Annotated in this window: 22 protein-coding genes and 1 riboswitch; all 22 genes read left to right on the top strand. The window is 39.0% G+C overall.

Annotation, left to right across the window (positions count from 1 at the left end; genetic code table 11):
* Positions 1–94: 94 nt before the first annotated feature.
* The gene (locus IGL93_RS06505; RefSeq protein ID WP_002363995.1) at positions 95–538 is read left to right on the top strand and encodes a EutP/PduV family microcompartment system protein; all 444 of its coding nucleotides are present in this window, start codon (positions 95–97) and stop codon (positions 536–538) included.
* Positions 535–1,116, top strand: a complete 582-nt coding sequence (locus IGL93_RS06500) for a cob(I)yrinic acid a,c-diamide adenosyltransferase (RefSeq protein WP_002360247.1) — start codon at positions 535–537, stop codon at positions 1,114–1,116. Before IGL93_RS06505 ends, IGL93_RS06500 begins: the two co-directional genes overlap by 4 nt.
* A gap of 44 nt (positions 1,117–1,160) precedes the next feature.
* A riboswitch (adenosylcobalamin (AdoCbl) riboswitch) is annotated at positions 1,161–1,310 on the top strand.
* 292 nt (positions 1,311–1,602) lie between these two features.
* A complete protein-coding gene (locus tag IGL93_RS06495; protein ID WP_284954766.1) occupies positions 1,603–2,733 on the top strand; it encodes a 1-propanol dehydrogenase PduQ in 1,131 nt (376 codons plus the stop codon).
* A gap of 159 nt (positions 2,734–2,892) precedes the next feature.
* Positions 2,893–3,240 carry an ethanolamine utilization microcompartment protein EutS gene (gene eutS / locus IGL93_RS06490; RefSeq protein WP_002345864.1) on the top strand — a complete coding sequence of 116 codons (348 nt, stop codon included), beginning with the start codon at positions 2,893–2,895 and terminating at the stop codon, positions 3,238–3,240.
* Between the two features lie 27 nt (positions 3,241–3,267).
* A complete protein-coding gene (locus tag IGL93_RS06485) occupies positions 3,268–3,840 on the top strand; it encodes an ANTAR domain-containing response regulator (protein WP_002357503.1) in 573 nt (190 codons plus the stop codon).
* The gene (locus tag IGL93_RS06480; RefSeq protein WP_010775857.1) at positions 3,841–5,274 is read left to right on the top strand and encodes a sensor histidine kinase; all 1,434 of its coding nucleotides are present in this window, start codon (positions 3,841–3,843) and stop codon (positions 5,272–5,274) included.
* A 66-nt stretch (positions 5,275–5,340) separates the two neighbouring features.
* Entirely contained in the window at positions 5,341–6,789 is a 1,449-nt protein-coding gene (gene eutA, locus IGL93_RS06475; RefSeq protein WP_025192684.1) for an ethanolamine ammonia-lyase reactivating factor EutA, read from the top strand.
* A 17-nt stretch (positions 6,790–6,806) separates the two neighbouring features.
* The gene (locus IGL93_RS06470; RefSeq protein WP_002357506.1) at positions 6,807–8,171 is read left to right on the top strand and encodes an ethanolamine ammonia-lyase subunit EutB; all 1,365 of its coding nucleotides are present in this window, start codon (positions 6,807–6,809) and stop codon (positions 8,169–8,171) included.
* A 17-nt stretch (positions 8,172–8,188) separates the two neighbouring features.
* Positions 8,189–9,100 carry an ethanolamine ammonia-lyase subunit EutC gene (gene eutC / locus IGL93_RS06465; protein WP_002363986.1) on the top strand — a complete coding sequence of 304 codons (912 nt, stop codon included), beginning with the start codon at positions 8,189–8,191 and terminating at the stop codon, positions 9,098–9,100.
* Between the two features lie 13 nt (positions 9,101–9,113).
* Positions 9,114–9,767, top strand: a complete 654-nt coding sequence (eutL, locus tag IGL93_RS06460) for an ethanolamine utilization microcompartment protein EutL (RefSeq protein ID WP_002357509.1) — start codon at positions 9,114–9,116, stop codon at positions 9,765–9,767.
* Between the two features lie 13 nt (positions 9,768–9,780).
* Positions 9,781–10,299 carry a BMC domain-containing protein gene (locus IGL93_RS06455; protein WP_002366723.1) on the top strand — a complete coding sequence of 173 codons (519 nt, stop codon included), beginning with the start codon at positions 9,781–9,783 and terminating at the stop codon, positions 10,297–10,299.
* Positions 10,290–11,768, top strand: a complete 1,479-nt coding sequence (locus IGL93_RS06450) for an acetaldehyde dehydrogenase (acetylating) (RefSeq protein ID WP_002357511.1) — start codon at positions 10,290–10,292, stop codon at positions 11,766–11,768. The genes IGL93_RS06455 and IGL93_RS06450 overlap by 10 nt, the downstream gene beginning before the upstream one ends.
* Before the next feature lie 123 nt (positions 11,769–11,891).
* Positions 11,892–12,182 (top strand): BMC domain-containing protein, encoded by a 291-nt coding sequence (locus tag IGL93_RS06445; protein ID WP_002357513.1) that lies wholly within the window; start codon positions 11,892–11,894, stop codon positions 12,180–12,182.
* Positions 12,183–12,249: 67 nt separating this feature from the next.
* The gene (locus IGL93_RS06440) at positions 12,250–12,813 is read left to right on the top strand and encodes a hypothetical protein (RefSeq protein WP_010775854.1); all 564 of its coding nucleotides are present in this window, start codon (positions 12,250–12,252) and stop codon (positions 12,811–12,813) included.
* Positions 12,814–12,816: 3 nt separating this feature from the next.
* Positions 12,817–13,452 (top strand): ethanolamine utilization phosphate acetyltransferase EutD, encoded by a 636-nt coding sequence (gene eutD / locus IGL93_RS06435; protein WP_002357516.1) that lies wholly within the window; start codon positions 12,817–12,819, stop codon positions 13,450–13,452.
* 14 nt (positions 13,453–13,466) lie between these two features.
* Positions 13,467–14,066, top strand: coding sequence for a TIGR02536 family ethanolamine utilization protein (locus IGL93_RS06430; RefSeq protein ID WP_284954767.1), 600 nt, complete (start codon positions 13,467–13,469; stop codon positions 14,064–14,066).
* A 12-nt stretch (positions 14,067–14,078) separates the two neighbouring features.
* Positions 14,079–14,342: a EutN/CcmL family microcompartment protein gene (locus IGL93_RS06425; protein WP_002357519.1), complete on the top strand. Its 264-nt coding sequence runs from the start codon at positions 14,079–14,081 to the stop codon at positions 14,340–14,342.
* 12 nt (positions 14,343–14,354) lie between these two features.
* Positions 14,355–15,455 carry an ethanolamine utilization protein EutH gene (gene eutH / locus IGL93_RS06420; RefSeq protein WP_002357520.1) on the top strand — a complete coding sequence of 367 codons (1,101 nt, stop codon included), beginning with the start codon at positions 14,355–14,357 and terminating at the stop codon, positions 15,453–15,455.
* 12 nt (positions 15,456–15,467) lie between these two features.
* The gene (locus tag IGL93_RS06415) at positions 15,468–15,911 is read left to right on the top strand and encodes an ethanolamine utilization protein EutQ (protein ID WP_002357522.1); all 444 of its coding nucleotides are present in this window, start codon (positions 15,468–15,470) and stop codon (positions 15,909–15,911) included.
* An 87-nt stretch (positions 15,912–15,998) separates the two neighbouring features.
* Positions 15,999–16,427 (top strand): CoA-binding protein, encoded by a 429-nt coding sequence (locus IGL93_RS06410; RefSeq protein WP_002365680.1) that lies wholly within the window; start codon positions 15,999–16,001, stop codon positions 16,425–16,427.
* Between the two features lie 204 nt (positions 16,428–16,631).
* Positions 16,632–18,689: a DNA topoisomerase IV subunit B gene (gene parE / locus IGL93_RS06405; RefSeq protein WP_002381887.1), complete on the top strand. Its 2,058-nt coding sequence runs from the start codon at positions 16,632–16,634 to the stop codon at positions 18,687–18,689.
* Positions 18,690–18,701: 12 nt separating this feature from the next.
* A complete protein-coding gene (gene parC / locus IGL93_RS06400) occupies positions 18,702–21,164 on the top strand; it encodes a DNA topoisomerase IV subunit A (protein WP_002357527.1) in 2,463 nt (820 codons plus the stop codon).
* Positions 21,165–21,330: the final 166 nt, after the last annotated feature.

Here is a 21,330-nt window from a genome sequence, read left to right as displayed (position 1 = left end):
AAACACAATGGCGTGTTTTAACAAATCGGCAAAGGAGCCCAAGACTAAGTACGTGATGGTACTTGCTTTGGGCTCCTTTTTTATGGAGGTAGCGATGAAACGAATCATTTTAATGGGAGCTATCGGTTGTGGCAAAACCACGTTATGTCAAGCTCTGCAAGGCAAAGAATTAATTTATGATAAAACACAGGCGGTGGAATTTCATACAGAAATGATTGATACACCGGGCGAGTTTATTTTGCATCGACAATATTATAATGCGTTAAACGTCACAGCGGCAGAAGCAGATGTGATTGGTTTGGTTCAAAGTGCTGTAGAAACACAACAAGTTTTTTCACCAGGATTTGGTAGTATTTTCCCGAAAGAAATCATTGGTATTTTAACCAAGATTGATTTAGCACAAGATTCTCAGCAGTTAGAGATTGTTCGGCAACAATTAAAAAGTGCGGGTGCAACAAGAATTTTTGAAATTTCTTCTGTTGAAAAAATTGGCTTGCAAGAATTAGTAGATTATTTAGAGGAGGATGAAGCAGAATGAAAATTTATACAAAAACTGGCGATAAGGGAATGACGAAATTAGTCGGCAGCTCAACCGTCGCTAAGGATTCTGATCGAGTTGAAAGTTATGGAACGATTGATGAATTGAATTCTTGGGTGGGCTATATTATCAGCCAACTTCCACAAGAAAATCAAGAAATTAAAGAAGAACTAGAAGCTTTACAACATTTACTTTTTGATGCGGGAACAGATTTGTCAACACCGATTGAAGCACAACGACCATTTAAATTACAAAAGGAAAGTGTGCATTGGCTAGAACAGCGGATTGATTTCTACACTGCACAATCACCAGATATTGATCGTTTTATTTTACCTGGCGGAACCCCAGCAGCCAGTATGGTTCATGTGGCTCGGACGATTGCACGGCGCGCAGAACGCATCATTGTTCGTTTAAATTGGACAGCCAAAATTAACGAAGAGGTATTAATTTTTACCAATCGTTTATCAGATTATTTTTATGCGTTGGCTCGCTATTTAAATGTTCAAGCACAACGACCTGATGTTTTTTATGAACGAAGCGAAAAAGTTTTCCACAAAATTAAAGAAGATGGATTGTAAACAGTTGCTTTTCTAAAAAACTTATGGTAAATTTCAGATAGATTAAACGAATATTTTATGAAAAATATGAATGGAAGCCAGTGAGAATCTGGCACGGTCCCGCCACTGTGAAGAAGCAAGGTTGCTTTTAAGTCAGGTCTTTTCATTTTTTCATTATTGGGCATGCTGTTTCGAGGCAAAACAGGATGTTTCTTAACAACGCTTGTGTTGAAAATCTAGCCCAAGATATTTGTATTAATCCAATTAATGGCACGAGGAAGTGCTTTTGGGAATTTTGGGCTGGTCTTTCAATGTTGAAGGAGATTTCAGGTACAATGACGTACTGCTATATTCCCTTTTTTTATTGACAATTAATTAAAGGCGTTGTACTCTATGGATAAGGTTTCGTGTACAATGGCGTATACATAAGGAAGCAAAGACGCTTCAGACAGATGATTTTTCGTTTGTTTGAAGTGTCTTTTTGTATTTTATTAAGGAGGAATTGAGATGAAAACAATTCATTTCCCTACCGAACTATGGGTAGGAGAAGGCGCATTAGCCAATTTGGAAACACTTCATGATAGACGTGTTTTCATTGTCACAGATCCATTCATGGTTGACTCTGGATTTGTGAATGAAGTGACAAAGCATTTAACAAAAAGTGAATGGCAAATTTTTAGTGACATCATCCCCGATCCACCAATTGATAAGATTGCTGTGGGAATTAAGCAGTTAGCGACATTTCAAGGAGATACGATATTAGCTTTAGGTGGGGGATCCGCTATTGATGCGGCCAAAGCAATGAAATTTTTTGGCAAACGTACTTTGCAAACTCAGATTGCTGAGTTTATTGCGGTTCCTACAACTAGTGGAACTGGTTCAGAAGTTACGAATTTTTCAGTGATTACGGTTGCTGAAACTGGCACCAAAATCCCGCTTGTAACGGATGAAATTCAACCAGAAATTGCGATTTTAGATACAAATTTAGTGATGAGTGTGCCACCAAAAATCACAGCGGATACAGGAATGGACGTCTTAACGCATGTTATTGAAGCGTATGTTTCAACAGAAGCAAATCCGATTTCAGATGCGTTGTGCGAAAAAGTCGTTCGCCTGGTATTCGACAATTTAGAAATAGCCTTTAATGAGGGTAGCAACCAACAAGCTCGTGAAAATATGCATTTAGCTTCATGTATGGCAGGGATGGCGTTTAATGTTACTTCGTTAGGCTTGAATCACGGTATTGCTCATGCGGCCGGTGCGCGTTTACATGTGCCACATGGACGAATGAATGCAATGCTCTTACCTGAAGTCATTGCATATAACAGTGGCTTAGCGAATGGCAAAGTCAACAACGAACCAACAGCTAAACGTTATGCGCAGTTAGCAAATTGTCTAAATGATACACAGACAACTAATGCACGGATTGGTGTTCAACAATTTATTCGACAAATCAAGCAACTCCGTCAAAAATTAAACATGCCTGCCACTTTTAGTGACTATGGTTTACCAAAAGAAGAAGTCCAAGCTGCGATCCCAAAAATAGCTGAAGGCGCATTGATGGATGGCTGCACCAAAACAAATCCTGTCCAACCAACAGCAGCAGAAGTGACAAAAATTTTAAATTCTATCTTATAAGCGATTGACAGGATGAAATCGATAACATATAATGTGGGTAGCACAACGGCGTGCTTCAAAATTTAAGAGCAAAGAAGCTCCTTAGTAGAAAGCGAAAGTGGAACCTTTACGTTTTTTATTGAGGATTTTTTATTTGCTAAATTAAAGGAGCGAGTCTGGTTGGAAGAAAAACAACGAATGATTCAAGAATATGTTCCTGGGAAACAAGTAACGTTAGCGCACATCATTGCTAGTCCTAATAAAGAAATTTATACAAAATTAGGGTTGCCAGAAGGCACCAGCAATGCACTAGGTATTTTGACAATCACTCCGAGCGAAGCGGCAATTATCGCTGTTGATATTGCGACTAAAAGCGGAGATATCCAAATCGGTTTTATTGATCGTTTTTCTGGATCGGTAGTCATTTCTGGTGACGTAAGCTCAGTGGAAGCAGCCTTACAAGCGGTGATTGAAGGTTTACAACAGATTTTAAACTTTTCTGTAACTTGTAAAATTACCAGAACATAGCGTTGAAAGGACAAGGGCGTGAAGAAAATGGATGGACGAATTGTAATAGTCGATGATGAACCTATTACGAGACTCGATATTCGTGATATTGTGATAGAAGCAGGGTACGAAGTAGTCGGTGAAGCGGCCGATGGTTTTGAAGCAATTGAAGTATGTAAAAAAACACAACCTGACCTAGTATTAATGGACATTCAAATGCCAATTTTAGATGGTCTAAAAGCAGGTAAAAAAATTGTTCAAGACCAACTAGCCAGTAGTATTGTCTTTTTATCTGCATACAGTGACGTACAAAATACGGACAAGGCTAAAAAATTAGGTGCACTGGGTTATTTAGTTAAACCTCTAGACGAAAAATCATTAATACCTACAATTGAAATGAGCATTGAACGAGGCAAACAAACGCAGCTGTTACTAAATCAAATCGATAAATTAAGTTTAAAATTAGAAGAACGTAAAATTATCGAAAAAGCCAAAGGTATTCTTGTAAAAGAAAATCATATATCGGAAGAAGAAGCCTACCAAATGTTGCGTACGTTAAGTATGAACAAACGCGCACGTATGAGTGAAATTGCAGAATTGATTGTAATGGATGATGAATAAATGAAACGATTAGAGCAATTATGTCAGCAATATACCAATCTTTCAGAATCAGACATTAAAGAATTACAACGTACAGCACGTTATCTTTCTTCGACGACACTCTATCAAAGTGCAGATGTTTTTATTGATGTGTATAAGGAAATGTCACAGCAAGCACTAGTCGTTTATCATAAGCCGCCTGCGAAGACAACTTCTTTATATAGCGGAGATGTCGTCGGGATGGAAGCTTTATTAAAAAATGAACCTGGTGTTCTGCGTACCATGCAGACTAGCTTAAATAGCATTGGTTTGTTAGCAGTGACTCAGGAAAATCGTTTGATTAAGCAAAATATCTATCCCATTCGCAATGAACATCGAACGATTGGTGTCATTATTGTCGAGATTGCGGCAGATGAAGAGATTCAAGCGGACTTACAAAAAGAGGAGCTAAATAACTGCCAGTTAGCAAAAGTAGCGAAATCAACTAGTCAAGTCGACGCATTATTTATTGATCAATTGGCAGAAGCCGTTTTGATTTTTGATGCGGCGGGTCACTTATTAATTACCAATCACAATGCACAAGAGCTTTATCGCAAACTTGGTTATCGGGATAATATCATTGGAATGAGTTATGACAATTTGTCCATCGATTATACAACTTTTGAATATGTGTTGTATCAAATGAAATATAAAATGAGTAATCAACCAATTGAAAGCAAAACGACCTACCTTAATTATTATTTTAAGGTTCGGAAAGTGTGGTTGGCATCAGAGGAACAACTGATTATGATTATTCAAGACAATACAGAATTTAAAGAAAAAGAAGCGGAAATTATTTCCAAATCTGTTGCGATTCGTGAAATTCATCATCGTGTTAAAAATAACTTGCAATCGGTGGTTTCCTTATTGCGTATTCAAGAACGGCGAACGCAAAGCCCCGAAGCAAAGAAAGTCCTTCATGAAAGTGTCAATCGAATTATGGCGATTGCAGCCACCCATGAATTGCTGTCAAAACAAGTCAAAGATGACGTTGCTTTACGGCAAACATTGGAAGCAGTGATGTATAATTTTAGACATCTTTTTCAAGGCGCACAACCCATTGAGATGATGATGGATGTTGATCCAGCCATTATGGTTTCTAGCGAACAAATGGTCACCATTTCCCTTGTTGTCAACGAACTATTACAAAACATTTTTGATCATGCATTTGAGCCACAAACAAGTGGCGTTGTTAAACTCAGTGGAACATTAGATAATAAAATGATTACCATTACTGTTACAGATAATGGTAAAGGCTATGACGTTCATCAAAGTAACGAGACCAGTTTAGGCTTGATGATTGTCAAAAGCTACGTAAAAGATAAATTAAAAGGAAAAATTACAATTGAATCCAATAAACAGGGAACTAAAACCTGTTTCTATTTCGAACAGAACACCAGTGATGTTGTTCATTGATTAAGCAAAGGCGCTTAAAGAAAAGTAGAAAGAAATTTTCTAACGATTCTTTAAGTGCCTTTTTGTATGCAAAAGGAGGCGAGTCAGGCGATGTCGAAGGAAACACTTTTAACCGTAGGGATTGATTTAGGGACGTCTACAACCCAATTAGTCTTGTCAGAATTAACTGTTGAAAATTTTGCCTCTGCGTTTACAGTACCACGTATCAGCATTTCTGATAAAAAAGTCATTTACCGAAGTGACATTATCTTTACACCCTTACTTAACCAATCAGAAATTGATGCAGAACCTATCAAAGCGTTTGTAGCGGAGCAATATCGCCAAGCAGGCATTCATAAACAAGATATTCAAATGGGTGCGGTAATTATCACAGGTGAAACTGCTCGAAAAAGCAATGCCAACAATGTGCTACGAGCACTTAGTGGCTATGCAGGTGATTTTGTCGTTGCTACGGCTGGTCCCGATTTAGAAAGTATCATTGCCGGAAAAGGCGCTGGCGCTCAAACCTATTCTGAGACGAAACGCCGACCGGTGGTTAATTTAGATATTGGTGGTGGAACGACAAATTTAGCTGTCTTTAAAGATGGTGAAGTGATTGACACGGCTTGTTTTGACATTGGCGGACGCTTAATTAAATTAGATCAACAACAAAAAATCACCTATATAGCTCCGAAAATTCAAGAAATTATAAATAAAAAAGGGCTAACCTTGCACCTTGGTGACCAAGCCACCGAACAAAACTTACTGCCAATTATTTCGGAATTAGTTGCCGTGTTAGAAAATAGCATTGGCTTGGGGACACAAAGTCCGTTCTACCAGTTATTAGTAACCAACCATCCACTACGAAAAGCTGAGGAATTACCAATTGTAACATTTTCTGGTGGTGTGGCTGATTGCTTAAATACGACAAGTACGAATCTCTTTAAATATGGGGACATCGGCTTACTTTTAGGGAAATACTTGAGAAAGTCACTGATTTTTTCGGAAAAAGAAGTCTTAGAAAGCGCAGAAACAATTCGAGCGACGGTCGTCGGAGCAGGTTCACATACTGCTGAAATTAGCGGAAGCACGATCGCTTATCGTGAGCAAATTTTGCCGGTAAAAAATATCCCAATTCTAAAATTAGCGCAAGAGGATGAAACCCTTACTGTGACAGAATTAGGCCAGCGAATCCAAGAAAAACTCAATTGGCATCGTATTGAAGAAACACCCCAGATTGCCCTAGCAATTAGAGGCATGAGCAATCCAACATTTGCTGATATTCAACGCTATGGTCAAGGGATTGTGGAAGGATTAGCTAGTTTAGTTGCTGAACAAATTCCCATTATTGTTATGGTGGATGAAGACATGGCGAAAGCTTTAGGGCATGCCTTAAGTGCCCATCTGCCAAAAGACTATCCGTTTATCTGTCTTGACTCGGTCAAAGTAGAAAACGGTGATTATGTAGATATCGGCTTACCAGTGGCAGAAGGGGCCGTCCTTCCAGTCATTGTTAAGACCTTAGTATTTAATTAAAAAGGAGCGACACAAAGATGATTTTAAAAACCAAACTATTTGGCAAAGTCTATCAATTTACATCCGTTAAAGAAGTCTTAGCCAAAGCCAATGAAGAAAAGTCTGGCGACAAGTTAGCTGGCGTAGCTGCTAATTCAGCCGAAGAACGCGTGGCAGCGAAAGTCGTTTTATCGGAATTGTCTTTAAATGACTTGTTTAACAATCCCGTTGTTGATTATGACGAAGACGAAGTGACACGCATTATTATTGACCAAGTCAATATGCGAATTTTTGAAAGTATTAAACATTGGACAGTTGCAGAATTACGCGAATTTATCTTATCTTCGGAAACAACCGATTTTGATATCAAACGAATTTCCCGTGGACTCACTTCTGAAATGATTGCTGCTGTCTGTAAATTAATGTCCAACATGGATCTAATTGTTGGCGCAAAAAAAATCAATATTGAAAAAACCGCCAACACAACAATTGGCCGTCCCGGAACTTTTTCAAATCGTTTACAGCCGAACCATCCAACCGATAATGTCGATGGCATTATGGCATCAGTTATGGAAGGTCTTTCTTATGGCGCCGGTGATGCCTTAATTGGTTTGAATCCTGTTGATGATTCTACAGAAAGTGTTAAACGGATCTTAAACAAATTTGAAGAGTTCCGTAGCGAATGGGAAATTCCAACACAAACTTGCGTGCTTGCTCACGTAACGACACAAATGGAAGCCATGCGTCAAGGCGCGCCAACTGGCTTAGTCTTTCAATCCATCGCTGGTTCAGAAAAAGGGAACACAGCATTTGGTTTAAATGCAGAAATTTTAGCTGAAGCACAAGATTTAGCGCTTCACAGTGGTCAAGCAGCTGGTCCTAATGTGATGTATTTTGAAACAGGTCAAGGCTCAGAACTTTCTTCTGAAGCGAACTTTGGCGCAGACCAAGTGACAATGGAAGCGCGTTGTTATGGCTTAGCCAAAAAATTTGATCCGTATATTGTAAATACCGTTGTCGGCTTTATTGGACCAGAATATCTTTACGATTCAAAACAAGTCATCCGCGCTGGTTTAGAAGATCATTTCATGGGCAAATTAACTGGAATTTCAATGGGTTGTGATGTCTGCTACACCAACCATATGAAAGCTGATCAAAATGATATGGAAAACTTAGCAATGTTATTAGCAACAGCTGGTTGTACGTATATCATGGGGATTCCTCATGGCGATGATGTCATGTTAAATTATCAAACAACTGGGTTCCATGAAACTGCGACGATTCGTGAAACATTAGGCTTACGTCCAATTAAAGAATTTGAAGAATGGATGGAAAAAATGGGCTTAATGGAAAACGGAAAATTAACAAGTCGCGCTGGCGATGCATCTGTATTTATTAAATAAACGAGGTGAGAATACAAATGAACGAAAAAGAATTAAAAGAAATGATTGCCGGAATTTTAACAGAAATGGTCGCTGACAATCAAGCGGTTTCGACTGCCACTGTGACTGCTGAAGAAAAACCAGTCACAACACATGTCACTGAAACGACAGAAATTGAAGAAGGCCTAATTCCTGACATTACTGAAGTAGATTTACGTAAACAATTACTATTGAAAAATGCCGTAGATCCTGAAGCACTATTAAAAATGAAAGCTTTCTCGCCAGCTCGTTTAGGCGTTGGTCGTGCAGGGACGCGTTATATGACTAGTTCAACATTACGTTTCCGAGCGGACCATGCGGCAGCACAAGATGCGGTCTTTTCAGACGTAAGCGAAGACTTGGTAAAAGAAATGAATTTTATTTCTACAAAAACAATCTGTAACAGTAAAGATGAATATTTAACACGTCCAGATTATGGTCGTCAATTTGATGAAGAAAATAGTGAAATCATTCGGAAAAATACGACACCAAAAGCCAAAATCCAAATGGTCGTAGGGGATGGCCTTAGTTCAGCTGCTATCGAAGCGAATATTAAAGAAGTCCTGCCAGCAATTAAACAAGGATTAAACATGTACAACTTAGATTTCGACAATGTAGTTTTTGTTAAATATTGTCGCGTGCCAGCAATGGATAAAATTGGTGAAATCACTGACGCTGATGTTGTTTGCTTGCTAGTTGGCGAACGTCCTGGTTTAGTAACAGCTGAATCTATGAGTGCCTACATTGCTTACAAACCAACTGTCGGTATGCCAGAAGCACGGCGGACAGTTATTTCAAATATTCACAAAGGTGGGACACCGGCTGTTGAAGCAGGGGCCTACATTGCCGAAATTATCAAAAAAATGTTAGACAAGAAAAAATCTGGTATTGATTTAAAAGAAGCTGAATAAAGGAGGATTTCTCATGAAAAATGATCGTCTAGGCGCAAATGTCCTAAGTATGAAAGTCATTCCCAATGTCGATCCGGCATTAGCAAAAGAATTATCATTGAAACCAGAACATCGCTCATTAGGAATTGTTACTTCCGATTGTGATGATGTCACTTATGTTGCATTAGATGAAGCAACCAAAGCCGCCGATGTTACTGTAGTTTACGGTAAAAGTATGTATGCTGGCGCAGCAAATGCTTCAACCAAATTAGCCGGTGAAGTGATTGGCATTATTGCTGGTCCGAGTCCTGCTGAAGTCAATAGTGGCTTGAGTGTCATTACGCAAGTCATTGAAGAAGAAGCCAGCTTCTATAGTGCTAACGAAGATGACAGTATTGTTTATTTTGCACATGTAGTATCAAGAACGGGTAGCTTTTTATCTGAACAAGCGAATATTCCTGAAGGTGAAGCGATTGCTTATCTGATTGCACCACCGCTAGAAGCAATGGTTGGCTTAGATGCAGCAATGAAAGCTGCCGATGTTCAAATGGGTGTCTTTTATGGCCCACCTTCTGAAACGAACTTTGGCGGTGCCTTATTGACAGGTAGTCAATCTGCATGTAAAGCTGCTTGCAGTGCGTTTGAACAAGTCATTCAAAATATCGCTGACAATCCGTTGAGTTATTAAGGATGTGACCTGAATGAAAGCATTAGGAATGGTCGAAGTCAAAGGATTTTTAGGTGCCATTAGTGTGGCCGATGCGGCATTGAAAGCCGCCGACGTTACTTTGTTAAAAGCTGAAATTATTAATGGCGGTTTAACAACTGTGGAACTGATTGGTGACGTTGCCGCGGTTCAAGCTGCCGTTGAAGTAGGAACGGAAGTAGCTAAAGAATTAAATTGTTTAATTGCTCATCATGTGATCTCACGGGTTGATGCTCAAACGGAAGTGATTTTATCAGATCCAGAACCCAAGTCAGCACCTGAACCGATGGAACAAGTAGAAGTAATTGAAGAAGAGATTGAAACACCAGATTCGGAAGAACACACTGGCATACGCCAAAAATTAGAAACACAACGCGTGGTTGATTTACGCAAACAAGCCTACAAAATGAACCTAAGTAGTTTAAAGAAAAGTGAGATTAAATTTGCCAATAAAGAAGCTTTAATTCAAGCAATCATGGCGGAAATAGAAAGAAGTGAAGACGAGTGGAATTAGTAGATAAAGACTTACGTTCCATCCAAGAAACAAGAAATTTAATCAGAAAAGCCAAAGAGGCACAGCAAGTATTAGCAACATTTTCGCAAAAACAAATCGATGCGATTGTCCAAGCAGTTTCAGAGGCTACGTTTAACCAACGAGAAAAGTTAGCGAAAATGGCCAATGAAGAAACAGGATTTGGTATCTATGAAGATAAAATCATCAAAAATGCTTTCGCTTCAAAAGTAGTATATGACGAAATGAAGGACAAAGCTACAGTTGGTGTGATCCATGATGATGCTGCCAAAAAAGTCACTGAAATTGCTGTCCCAGTTGGTGTAATTGCAGGATTAATTCCTTCTACCAACCCGACATCAACAGTCATTTACAAAGCATTAATTTCATTAAAAGCTGCCAACAGCATTGTTTTTTCACCACATCCCAATGCGTTGAAATCGATTATTGAAACAGTAGAAATTATCCAAAAAGCGGCTATTGCTGCAGGGGCACCAGAAGGTTGTGTCTCGGTCATCAAAACGCCAACCATGCAAGCGACCAGCGAATTAATGAAAAATAAAGAAACAAATTTAATTTTAGCTACTGGTGGAAACGCAATGGTTAAAGCAGCGTACTCTTCTGGAACACCAGCAATCGGTGTTGGGCCTGGTAATGGACCAGCCTACATCGAACGAAGCGCAAATGTTCCTCATGCAGTGAAACAAATAATGGATTCAAAAACTTTCGATAACGGTACAATTTGTGCATCGGAACAATCAATTATTGTTGAAACTGTCAACCGTGAAGCGGTCAAAGAAGAGTTAATTAAGCAGGGCGCGTATTTCTTAAGTCCAGCCGAAGCCGACAAATTAGCTAAGTTTATTTTACGACCAAACGGTACAATGAACCCGCAAATCGTGGGTCGTTCCGTTCAACATATTGCTTCATTAGTTGGTTTATCTATTCCAAAAGATCGCCGCTTAATTGTTGCCGAGGAAACACATGTAGGCTTGAAATATCCATTTTCAAGAGAAAAATTGGCACCGATTATTGCTTTCTATACAGTTGAAAACTGGGAAGCAGCTTGCGCGTTATCAATTGAAATTTTGAAAGGTGAAGGTGCGGGTCATACGATGGGTATTCACACAGAAAACAAAGAAGTCATTCGTGAATTTGGCTTAAGAAAACCCGTCTCTCGTTTGCTTGTTAACACCTCTGGTACACTTGGCGGAATTGGTGCTTCAACTAACTTAGTGCCAGCATTAACACTTGGTTGTGGCGCAGTTGGTGGCAGCTCAACTTCTGATAATATTGGGGTTGAAAATCTGTTCAATTTACGTCGTGTTGCATATGGCGTGCGTGATTTAGAAGAGATTCGTCAAGAATTTGGTCAAACATCAACCACATCTGTGGCTACTTCTTGCGAAACAACCAATCAAGAAGAACTAGTAAATGCCGTGGTAGCTCAAGTTTTAGCTCGCTTAAACTAACAAGAAACGAGCGAGTAAGAGTAAAACAAATAAATTATTGGATTTAGGGTTTGGGACCTAAGTCAAATTGATAATTGTCCCAAATTTTTAAAAATAAAACATACATCTTAGGAGGAAATTATAATGTCAAGTACAAATGCTTTAGGAATGATCGAAACTCGTGGTTTAGTAGGTGCTGTTGAAGCAGCCGATGCAATGGTGAAAGCGGCAAACGTTACTTTAATTGGAAAAGAACAAGTCGGTGGCGGTTTAGTTACAGTAATGGTTCGCGGTGACGTTGGTGCCGTGAAAGCAGCAACAGATGCTGGTGCTGCCGCAGCAGAACGTGTTGGCGAATTATTATCTGTCCATGTAATTCCACGTCCACATACAGAAGTAGACGCTATTTTACCACACGCAACAACTGAATTATAATTTTGATTTTTTGGGGCAGAGGTAGGTTCATTACTTCTGTCCTAAACTTTCATTGAGGAGGGGTGTTATGACAGTTATTACAGAAGATATGCTTCGCAACAAAAGGCTTAAAAAAGAACTAGAAGATGGCACGGATTTTGTGTTTCCTGTAGGCAGTTTTCTGACGCCAGCCGCCAAAAGCTATCTACGCGAGCATCGGATTAATAGCAGCTTCTCTTCAACAAACCCATTGCTTTCTGAGGTTCATTCAGTGAAGGCCTCCTCACAAAAACAAGAACATTTATCAAAAGAAACAATTTATGAGATTCGGCACTTAAGCCATCTATTGTATTTGCCTTTCTTAACGAATGAAGCGTTATCAACAGAAGGTTGGTTATATTTCGAACAACAACAACTGTGGTTAGAGAAATTTATTTTAGAACAGTCGCTTGTAATGGAACCAGTCATTTTGGAATCAAAGGTAACTATTCTAACTAACCAACAGAGACAATGGCGCTATTCCTCAAAAGAAATTCAATTACAACTAGATAAAATTATTCTCCAGTTAAAAGGAGAATCACAACTGTTCGGCCTTTTTCAATCTTGGGCTACAGAATTAATTAGCACCATGGCTGAAATATCACGAAACTAGGAGATGAACAAATTGGATTCAATGAATGAAATTGTTGAAGAAGTTGTTAAACGAATTCAGCAACAACAACAAAATACTTTTGAAGTTGAAGCTTCTGGCCGACATGTTCATTTGTCTCGTCAAGAAATTGATGCATTATTTGGACCGGGATATCAACTAACAAAAGTGAAAGATTTATCACAACCTGGACAGTTTGTTTGTAAAGAACGAATTACGGTTGCTGGACCTAAAGGACTTTTTCAAAATGTGGTTATTTTAGGCCCTGAACGTAGCGAATCACAAGTCGAAGTTTCTATGACGGATACACGTATTTTAGGAATTAATGCCCCAGTTAGAGAGAGTGGCAAGACAGAAGGGACACCAGGCGTCACGCTGATGAACGGATCAGCAGTTGTGACATTAAGTCACGGTTTAATTGTTGCCAAACGTCATATTCACATGACACCCGAAGACGCCTTGAAAAATAAAGTAAGCAATAGTCAAATTGTGCAAGTCAAAGTGGAAGGCACACGTCCGTTAATCTTTGATGATGTAGTTGTGCGAATCAGTCCGCGATTTGCAACGTACATGCATATTGACTACGATGAAGCCAACGCTTGCGGCTTAACCAAAGGAGCTCGTGGCTATATTCTTAAGTAAAAGGAGGAAGGACAATGAACGTTTCTGAAATGGAAAATTTGATTCAACAGATTACTGATCGAATTTGCCAACAATTGCTGTCGTCGTCTTATTCAGTGGCTTTAGCAGAAGCAAAAGAAGCATTTCCTGAAGAAATGTTTGTTCGTTTTCCTGATGTAAATTGGGTAACCAAGGAGCAGAAGCTAGCACGAGGTTTGGTTGTAAAGAGGCTAACGATTTCCCAAGTAAACGCGATTGCGCATTTACAGGAAACGGATGAATTAGTCAAAAACATCTTAGCATTCTTATTTGAAGGTAAGCCGGTATTGGTTTTAACCCCAATACCTTCAGTGACTAAAAATTCACGATTGAAGTATCGTTTGAAACAAACGATTCAGGAAAACGTGGACATGTGCCAACAGTTTGGGCTGATTTTTTATCATGATTCAGAAAATTACGCTGTGTTTCAGGCGGCCTGTCAAAAACAACTTCGTTCTTTGGCTGAGACCAAACGAACCTACATTACTGAAAAACAATTGATAAGAATGACAGAATCAGGTGTTTCTTTAAGTAAAAACGCCTATTTAACCCCGTTAGCGAAAGATTATGCTAGTAAACATCAATTGCTGACGTAAGGAGGAAAAACGATGCTTTTAGGAAAAGTGACTGGTAGCCTTTGGTCAACAAGAAAAGATGAAAAATTAAATGGCTGGAAATTTATGATGGTTGATATTTTGAATCAAGAGGACGAAAAGCAAGGATTTTTAATTGCTGCTGACAACGCTGGAGCTGGTGTCGGGGACAAAGTGTTAATTAGTCAAGGCAATGCTGCCCGTATTTCGGCAGAAGATCCGAATGTCCCAATTGATGCAATGATTGTTGGTGTCATTGATTCTACAGAGGAAGAATAGGGAGGACGAGACATGAGCATTAATGAAATTATTATGTATATTATGGTTCTTTTCATGATTATTGGAGGAATCGATAAATGTATTGGCAACAAACTAGGTTTAGGGGAGCAATTTGAGGAAGGGATTATGGCTATGGGTTCTCTAGCGCTTTCTATGGTAGGGATTATCACTTTAGCGCCTGTCTTAGCCAATCTTTTAAGCCCGATTGTCGTTCCTGTCTATGAATTACTAGGGGCTGATCCAGCAATGTTTGCCACAACCTTATTGGCTAATGATATGGGCGGCTTTGCGTTAGCGCAACAATTAGCCAATGATCCACAAGCTGGTTTATTTGCGGGGGCAATCTTAGGTGCAATGATGGGGCCAACGTTAGTCTTTACAATTCCAGTAGCGCTTGGCATTATCCAAAAAGATGACCAACAATTCTTAGCAACAGGTGTTTTGAGCGGGATTATTACAATTCCTTTTGGTTTATTAGCAGGCGGTTTAACAGCTGGCATGCCATTGTCATTGATTATTCCTAACTTAATTCCAATTATTATTGTTGCCGCTTTAATTATTTTAGGTTTATGGTTAGCGCCAAAAGGCATGATTAAAGGCTTCCAAATTTTTGGTCAAGGCGTAGTGATTGTCGCTATCTTTGGTTTAGTTGTGGGGGCGATTCAACTATTATTAGGAATTACAGTGATTCCTGGTATTGCACCAGTTACTGAAGGAATTGAAGTCGTTGGCGGGATTGCTTTAACTTTAGCTGGCGCTTTCTGTTTAGTCGCTGTGATTACGAAAGTCTTTAATAAACCATTGATGAAACTAGGAAAAGTTTTAGGAATGAATGAAGTAGCGGCTGCAGGAATGGTTGCTACATTAGCTAACAATATTCCCATGTTCCAAATGTTAAAAGACATGGATAATCGAGGAAAAATTATTAATATCGCTTTTGCTGTTTCGGCTTCTTTCGTTTTAGGTGACCACCTTGGTTTTACTGCAGGCGTAGCAAAAGAAATGATTTTTCCAATGATTGTTGGCAAATTAGTTGGAGGGATTACCGCCATTTTTGTGGCTATCTTTATGGCAAATCGAATGCTAGGGAAACCCGAAACAGAAGTGAAATAATGAGGTGTAAATATGACAGAATTAAATCGTGAAATGATTGAAACGCTTGTTCGACAAATTGTCACAGAAAAATTAATGCCGACTAAACAAGTGGATCCAAGTGGAATTATGTCCATCAAATTACCCGAAATCGACGTAACAGAAGACGACCGCTTAGATACAGGCAACCCAGCAGACATTGTTTACACAAAAGATCTGTTTTCTTTAGAAGAAAGCCCGCGCCTTGGTTGCGGTTTAATGGTGATGAAAGATACCACCTTCGACTGGACACTAGAATACGATGAAATTGATTATATTATTTCAGGACAACTGGATATACTGATTGACGGACGTAAAATTTCTGCAACAGCCGGCGAAATTATTTTAATCCCGAAAAGTAGCAAAATTCAATTTTCAGTGACGGGTGATGCCCGCTTTGTCTACGTGACTTATCCAGCAGATTGGCAAAGCCAATAATTATTTTGTCGGTATTCAGAGAATAATTTTGCCAAAACCCTTTACTCAGCGTTATAATAAATAAGAACGAAAAAAGGGGTTGAGTGAATGACATTTGAGAATCCAAGTCAAAATCAAATTTTTGATATTTTAAAACAAGCAAAAAATATTGCGGTGGTTGGTTTGAGTAACAAGCCCGACCGCACGAGTTACAAAATTGCGGAAATTTTACAGCAACATGGCTATCGTGTGTTACCTGTCAATCCAGTTTTAAAAGGCGAAACGGTGCTTGGCGAAACGGTTTATGGGACATTAACAGAGATTCCTGAAAAGATTGATATTGTTGACGTCTTTCGGCGGAGTGAATTTTTGCCAGAAGTGGCCGCAGAAACATTGAAAACAGAAGCGCCTGTCTTTTGGGCCCAACTAGGTTTGGAAAATGAAGAGGCAGCGAACTTGTTATTAAATGAAGGTCGTCAAGTTATTATGGACCGTTGTATTAAAATTGAATTGGCAAAAATGGCAGATGCTGAATAAACACGTGTAATTTTATAAAGAAAGAGCGTCCTGAACGGAAAGCTCTTTTTTTTTTGACCCAGATAGAGTATTATTGTAATGATGGTTTTAGAAGGAGCGAACGGAAAACCCAAGAAACCGGCTCACTCTTCTTCTAATTCTTTAAGAAATAGTTAATGTACGCTTATTAACTAAACGAGAATCTAAGTATAAGGAGTTTTTTCTTTGGCTAAAAAAATTAACAATGAGTACAATGATGCCTCTATCCAAGTCCTAGAAGGATTGGAAGCAGTGAGGAAAAGACCTGGTATGTATATCGGTTCAACCGATAGCCGTGGACTCCATCACTTAGTCTATGAAATTGTCGATAACGCAGTCGATGAAGCGTTATCTGGCTACGGGAATGAAATCAACGTAACTATCCAAAAAGATAATAGTATTTGTGTTGCAGACTCTGGCCGCGGAATGCCAACAGGGATGCATGCTTCTGGTATCCCAACAGTAGAAGTTATTTTTACTGTCTTACATGCGGGTGGTAAGTTTGGCCAAGGTGGCTATAAAACTTCAGGCGGACTCCATGGGGTGGGTGCCAGTGTTGTTAATGCCTTATCTAAGTGGTTAGAAGTTCATATTGTTCGTGATGGCGTAGAATACATGGAACGATTTGAGGACGGCGGTAAACCAGTTGGTACCTTAAAAAAAATCGGCAAAACAAAAAAACGCAACGGCACCTCCGTTACTTTTTTACCTGACGACACCATTTTCTCTACGACAAATTTTTCTTACGAAATTTTAGCAGAACGTTTGAGAGAATCAGCTTTCTTATTAAAAGGCGTCAAAATTACTTTAACGGATGAACGTGGGGAAGAACCCAAAGAAGAAGTCTTCCACTACGAAGAAGGCATTAAAGAATTTGTTGCCTATCTAAATGAAGAAAAAGATACATTAACACCCGTTGTTTATTTTTCAGGAGCCAAAGAAGGTATTGAAGTTGAATTAGCCTATCAATACAACGATGGCTATTCTGAAAATGTTTTATCTTTCGTTAACAATGTCCGCACAAAAGATGGCGGTACCCACGAAGTCGGTATGAAAACGTCAATGACAAAGGCGTACAATGAATATGCACGGAAAGTGGGACTATTAAAAGAAAAAGATAAAAATTTAGAAGGTAGCGACTTCCGCGAAGGCTTAGCAGCCGTCCTTTCTATTCGAGTACCAGAAAACTTACTACAGTTCGAGGGCCAAACCAAAGGGAAATTAGGTACACCTTTAGCAAGAACCGTTGTCGACAACGTCGTAGGCGAACAAATGGGCTTCTATTTACAAGAAAACAGTGAAATGAGTCAATCATTAATTCGGAAAGCGATTAAAGCCCGTGAAGCCCGTGAAGCGGCTCGCAAAGCTCGTGAAGAAAGCCGGAACGGTAAAAAACGGAAAAAAGGTGAATCGTTACTTTCTGGAAAATTAACACCGGCTCAATCTAGAAATCCTAAGAAAAATGAACTATATCTTGTCGAAGGAGACTCGGCTGGTGGCTCAGCAAAACAAGGACGCGACCGGAAATTTCAAGCCATTTTACCGCTACGAGGAAAAGTCATTAATACGGAAAAAGCGAAAATGCAAGACATCTTGAAAAACGAAGAAATCAATACTATGATCTATACGATTGGCGCAGGAGTTGGTCCTGAATTTTCAATTGAAGATTGTAATTATGATAAAATCATCATCATGACCGATGCGGATACCGATGGTGCCCATATTCAAGTGTTGCTATTAACGTTCTTCTATCGTTATATGAAACCATTAATTGAAGCCGGCAAAGTCTATATTGCCTTACCACCTCTTTATAAAGTTTCTAAAGGAACTGGAAAAAAATCAGTCATTGAGTATGCTTGGACCGATGGTGAATTGGCAGAAGTGATTGATAAAGTTGGTAAAGGCTATATGCTCCAACGCTATAAAGGTCTGGGGGAAATGAATGCAGAACAACTTTGGGAAACAACGATGGATCCTGAAACTAGAACCTTAATTCGTGTTCGGATTGATGATGCAGCTCAAGCAGAACGCCGTGTGACCACATTAATGGGCGACAAAGTCGAACCTCGTCGAAAATGGATTGAGCAACATGTTCAATTTACGTTGGAAGAAGATGGCAGTATTTTAGATCGTTCAGAAGAAGACACTTCTGCACCAACAGGAGAAAGTCTTTTAGATGCGGAAAAAACAAAAGAAGCAGAACAAACCGATGACACTGAAATCAGTTTGTTTGACATAGAGTAGGGAGTGACAATTTTGGAAAAACGCCAAGAAGTTCAAGAATTAACCCTTGAAGAAGTAATGGGCGATCGTTTTGGAAGATATTCCAAATACATCATTCAAGAACGGGCCCTACCAGATATTCGAGATGGGCTAAAACCAGTACAACGCCGCATTCTCTTTTCAATGAATAAAGACGGCAATACCTTTGATAAAGGCTTTCGTAAATCAGCAAAATCTGTCGGAAACATTATGGGGAATTATCATCCCCATGGCGACAGTAGTATTTATGAAGCGATGGTCCGTCTAAGTCAAGACTGGAAATTACGGGAAGTACTAATTGAAATGCACGGAAACAACGGAAGTATGGATGGCGATCCACCAGCGGCGATGCGTTATACAGAAGCTCGTTTATCACAGTTAAGTGGTGAGTTGTTAAAAGATATCGACAAAAATACCGTCGATTTCGTCTGGAATTTTGACGATACAGAAAAAGAACCCACTGTTTTACCAGCCAAATATCCTAATTTATTGGTAAATGGCTCAACGGGGATTTCAGCAGGCTATGCAACAGAAATTCCTACGCATAATTTAGCGGAAATCATTGATGGAACTGTGTATTTAATTGATCATCCTAATGCAAGTTTAGAGAAATTAATGGAATACATTCCAGGACCAGATTTCCCAACAGGTGGGATCCTACAAGGAAAAGCAGAAATTAAAAAAGCCTACGAAACCGGCCGTGGTAAAGTAATTTTACGTGCGAAGACAAAGATTGAGCCCTTAAAAGGCGGCAAACAACAAATTGTCATTTCTGAAATTCCTTATGAAGTCAACAAAGCAACGCTAGTGAAGAAGATGGATGAAATCCGTTTAAATAAAAAAGTAGACGGCATTGCCGAAGTTCGTGACGAAAGTGACAGAACTGGCTTGCAAATTGTTGTTGAACTAAAAAAAGATGTCAATGCAGAAGGTATTTTAAATTATCTATTTAAAAACACTGAATTGCAAATCAATTACAACTTTAACATGGTAGCCATCGACAACATGACCCCGCAACAAGTGGGACTAAAACGGATTTTAGAAAGTTACATTACGCATCGCAAATCAGTTATCATTAACCGTTGTCAATTTGAGTTGGACAAAGCTCGCAAACGTGAGCATATTGTTGCTGGTTTAATTAAAGCATTGTCTATCTTAGATAAAGTGATTGCAACAATCCGTGGCAGTAAAGATAAAAAAGATGCGAAGAAGAACTTAGTATCCGACTATGCGTTTACTGAAGAACAAGCTGAAGCAATCGTTACTTTACAGCTATACCGTTTAACCAATACGGATATTACTGATTTACAAGAAGAAGCGAAAACTTTAGAACAACAAATTGCTGAGTTATTGAACATTTTAAACAATGAAAAAGAACTATTCTCAGTCATGAAAAAAGAACTTCGCGAAGTTAAAAAGCAATATGGTAATCCACGCTTAACTCAAATTGAAGAGGAAATCCAAGAAATCAAGATTGAAACAGCCGTGTTAGTTGCGCAGGAAGACGTGGTCGTAACCGTGACGCACGAAGGCTATATCAAGCGGAGTAGTATTCGTTCTTATACAGCATCAAAACCAGAAGAAATCGGCATGAAAGAAGGCGACTTTTTACTATATGCTGGCGAAGTCAATACATTAGATCATCTTTTACTAGTAACAAATAAAGGGAATATGATCTATCGCCCCGTCCATGAGTTGCCAGATTTACGCTGGAAAGAAATTGGCGAACATATTTCTCAAACCATTTTAAATCTTGCTATCGATGAATCGATTATTGCTGTATATCCTTATAAAGAGTTAAGTCCGACAAAAACCTTTGTTTTCATTACAAAAGCTGGCATGATTAAACAAACCAAAATGGCTGATTTTGAGCCTTGGCGCACTTATAAGAGCCGCCCGACATCTTGTATGAAATTAAAATCAGACCAAGATGAAATTACCAATGTTTATTTAACAAATGATCAAGACTTATTGGATGTTTTCCTCGTTAGCAATCGCGGTTTTGGCTTACGTTATCCATTATATGAAGTACCAGTCGTGGGTAGTAAAGCGGCTGGAGTTAAATCAATGAACCTCAAAGAAGACGATTATGTCGTTAATGGTTTGCTGGTTCATTCTGAAGGGGATACACCGATTGTCATCGTTACCCAACGTGGCGGTGTTAAACGCATGTTAGCCCAAGAATTAACACAATTAGGACGAGCAAAACGTGGATTAATGGTCTTACGGGAATTGAAGAAAAATCCACATCGTGTTGTCTTTATGTCTGAAAGTACCGATTTAGATTTATTAGTTACTACGCAAAAAGGCACACAAGAAGTTATTCAGTCGAAAAACTATCCAATCAGTGAACGAACATCCAACGGTTCCTTTGTCATCGATGAACAAAAAGATGGCCAAGTAATGGAAGTCCACGAGATGCATTCTGCAGTGATTGAAGAAGAACAAACAAACTAAACTGTGTTATAAATATCTCCACAGCAGCCATCTGTATTAATACAGATGGCTGCTGTTTTTAATACAGAAGTACATTTTTCACAAGTGATAACAACTATAAATCGTTCTTATTTTCACAAGTATAAATGTTTATATATCAGCGTTTATAATCTTTGCTCCCCATTTA

Source organism: Enterococcus sp. DIV1328a (assembly GCF_050536905.1).
Lineage (GTDB): Bacteria > Bacillota > Bacilli > Lactobacillales > Enterococcaceae > Enterococcus > Enterococcus faecalis.
Note: the sequence above shows the minus strand (reverse complement) of the source record. Positions and strands in the feature narration are given on the sequence as shown.

What these genes read in the sequence shown, in the direction of transcription:
- IGL93_RS06480 (WP_010775857.1), top strand. Translation starts at nt 3,841, where the DNA reads ATGAAACGATTAGAGCAATTATGTCAGCAATATACCAATCTTTCAGAA.
- IGL93_RS06430 (WP_284954767.1), top strand. Translation starts at nt 13,467, where the DNA reads ATGAACGTTTCTGAAATGGAAAATTTGATTCAACAGATTACTGATCGA.
- IGL93_RS06485 (WP_002357503.1), top strand. Translation starts at nt 3,268, where the DNA reads ATGGATGGACGAATTGTAATAGTCGATGATGAACCTATTACGAGACTC.
- IGL93_RS06410 (WP_002365680.1), top strand. Translation starts at nt 15,999, where the DNA reads ATGACATTTGAGAATCCAAGTCAAAATCAAATTTTTGATATTTTAAAA.
- eutC (WP_002363986.1), top strand. Translation starts at nt 8,189, where the DNA reads ATGAACGAAAAAGAATTAAAAGAAATGATTGCCGGAATTTTAACAGAA.
- IGL93_RS06440 (WP_010775854.1), top strand. Translation starts at nt 12,250, where the DNA reads ATGACAGTTATTACAGAAGATATGCTTCGCAACAAAAGGCTTAAAAAA.
- IGL93_RS06445 (WP_002357513.1), top strand. Translation starts at nt 11,892, where the DNA reads ATGTCAAGTACAAATGCTTTAGGAATGATCGAAACTCGTGGTTTAGTA.
- IGL93_RS06500 (WP_002360247.1), top strand. Translation starts at nt 535, where the DNA reads ATGAAAATTTATACAAAAACTGGCGATAAGGGAATGACGAAATTAGTC.
- eutL (WP_002357509.1), top strand. Translation starts at nt 9,114, where the DNA reads ATGAAAAATGATCGTCTAGGCGCAAATGTCCTAAGTATGAAAGTCATT.
- IGL93_RS06505 (WP_002363995.1), top strand. Translation starts at nt 95, where the DNA reads ATGAAACGAATCATTTTAATGGGAGCTATCGGTTGTGGCAAAACCACG.
- IGL93_RS06495 (WP_284954766.1), top strand. Translation starts at nt 1,603, where the DNA reads ATGAAAACAATTCATTTCCCTACCGAACTATGGGTAGGAGAAGGCGCA.
- IGL93_RS06455 (WP_002366723.1), top strand. Translation starts at nt 9,781, where the DNA reads ATGAAAGCATTAGGAATGGTCGAAGTCAAAGGATTTTTAGGTGCCATT.
- IGL93_RS06425 (WP_002357519.1), top strand. Translation starts at nt 14,079, where the DNA reads ATGCTTTTAGGAAAAGTGACTGGTAGCCTTTGGTCAACAAGAAAAGAT.
- eutH (WP_002357520.1), top strand. Translation starts at nt 14,355, where the DNA reads ATGAGCATTAATGAAATTATTATGTATATTATGGTTCTTTTCATGATT.
- IGL93_RS06415 (WP_002357522.1), top strand. Translation starts at nt 15,468, where the DNA reads ATGACAGAATTAAATCGTGAAATGATTGAAACGCTTGTTCGACAAATT.
- eutA (WP_025192684.1), top strand. Translation starts at nt 5,341, where the DNA reads ATGCAAAAGGAGGCGAGTCAGGCGATGTCGAAGGAAACACTTTTAACC.
- IGL93_RS06470 (WP_002357506.1), top strand. Translation starts at nt 6,807, where the DNA reads ATGATTTTAAAAACCAAACTATTTGGCAAAGTCTATCAATTTACATCC.
- eutD (WP_002357516.1), top strand. Translation starts at nt 12,817, where the DNA reads ATGAACAAATTGGATTCAATGAATGAAATTGTTGAAGAAGTTGTTAAA.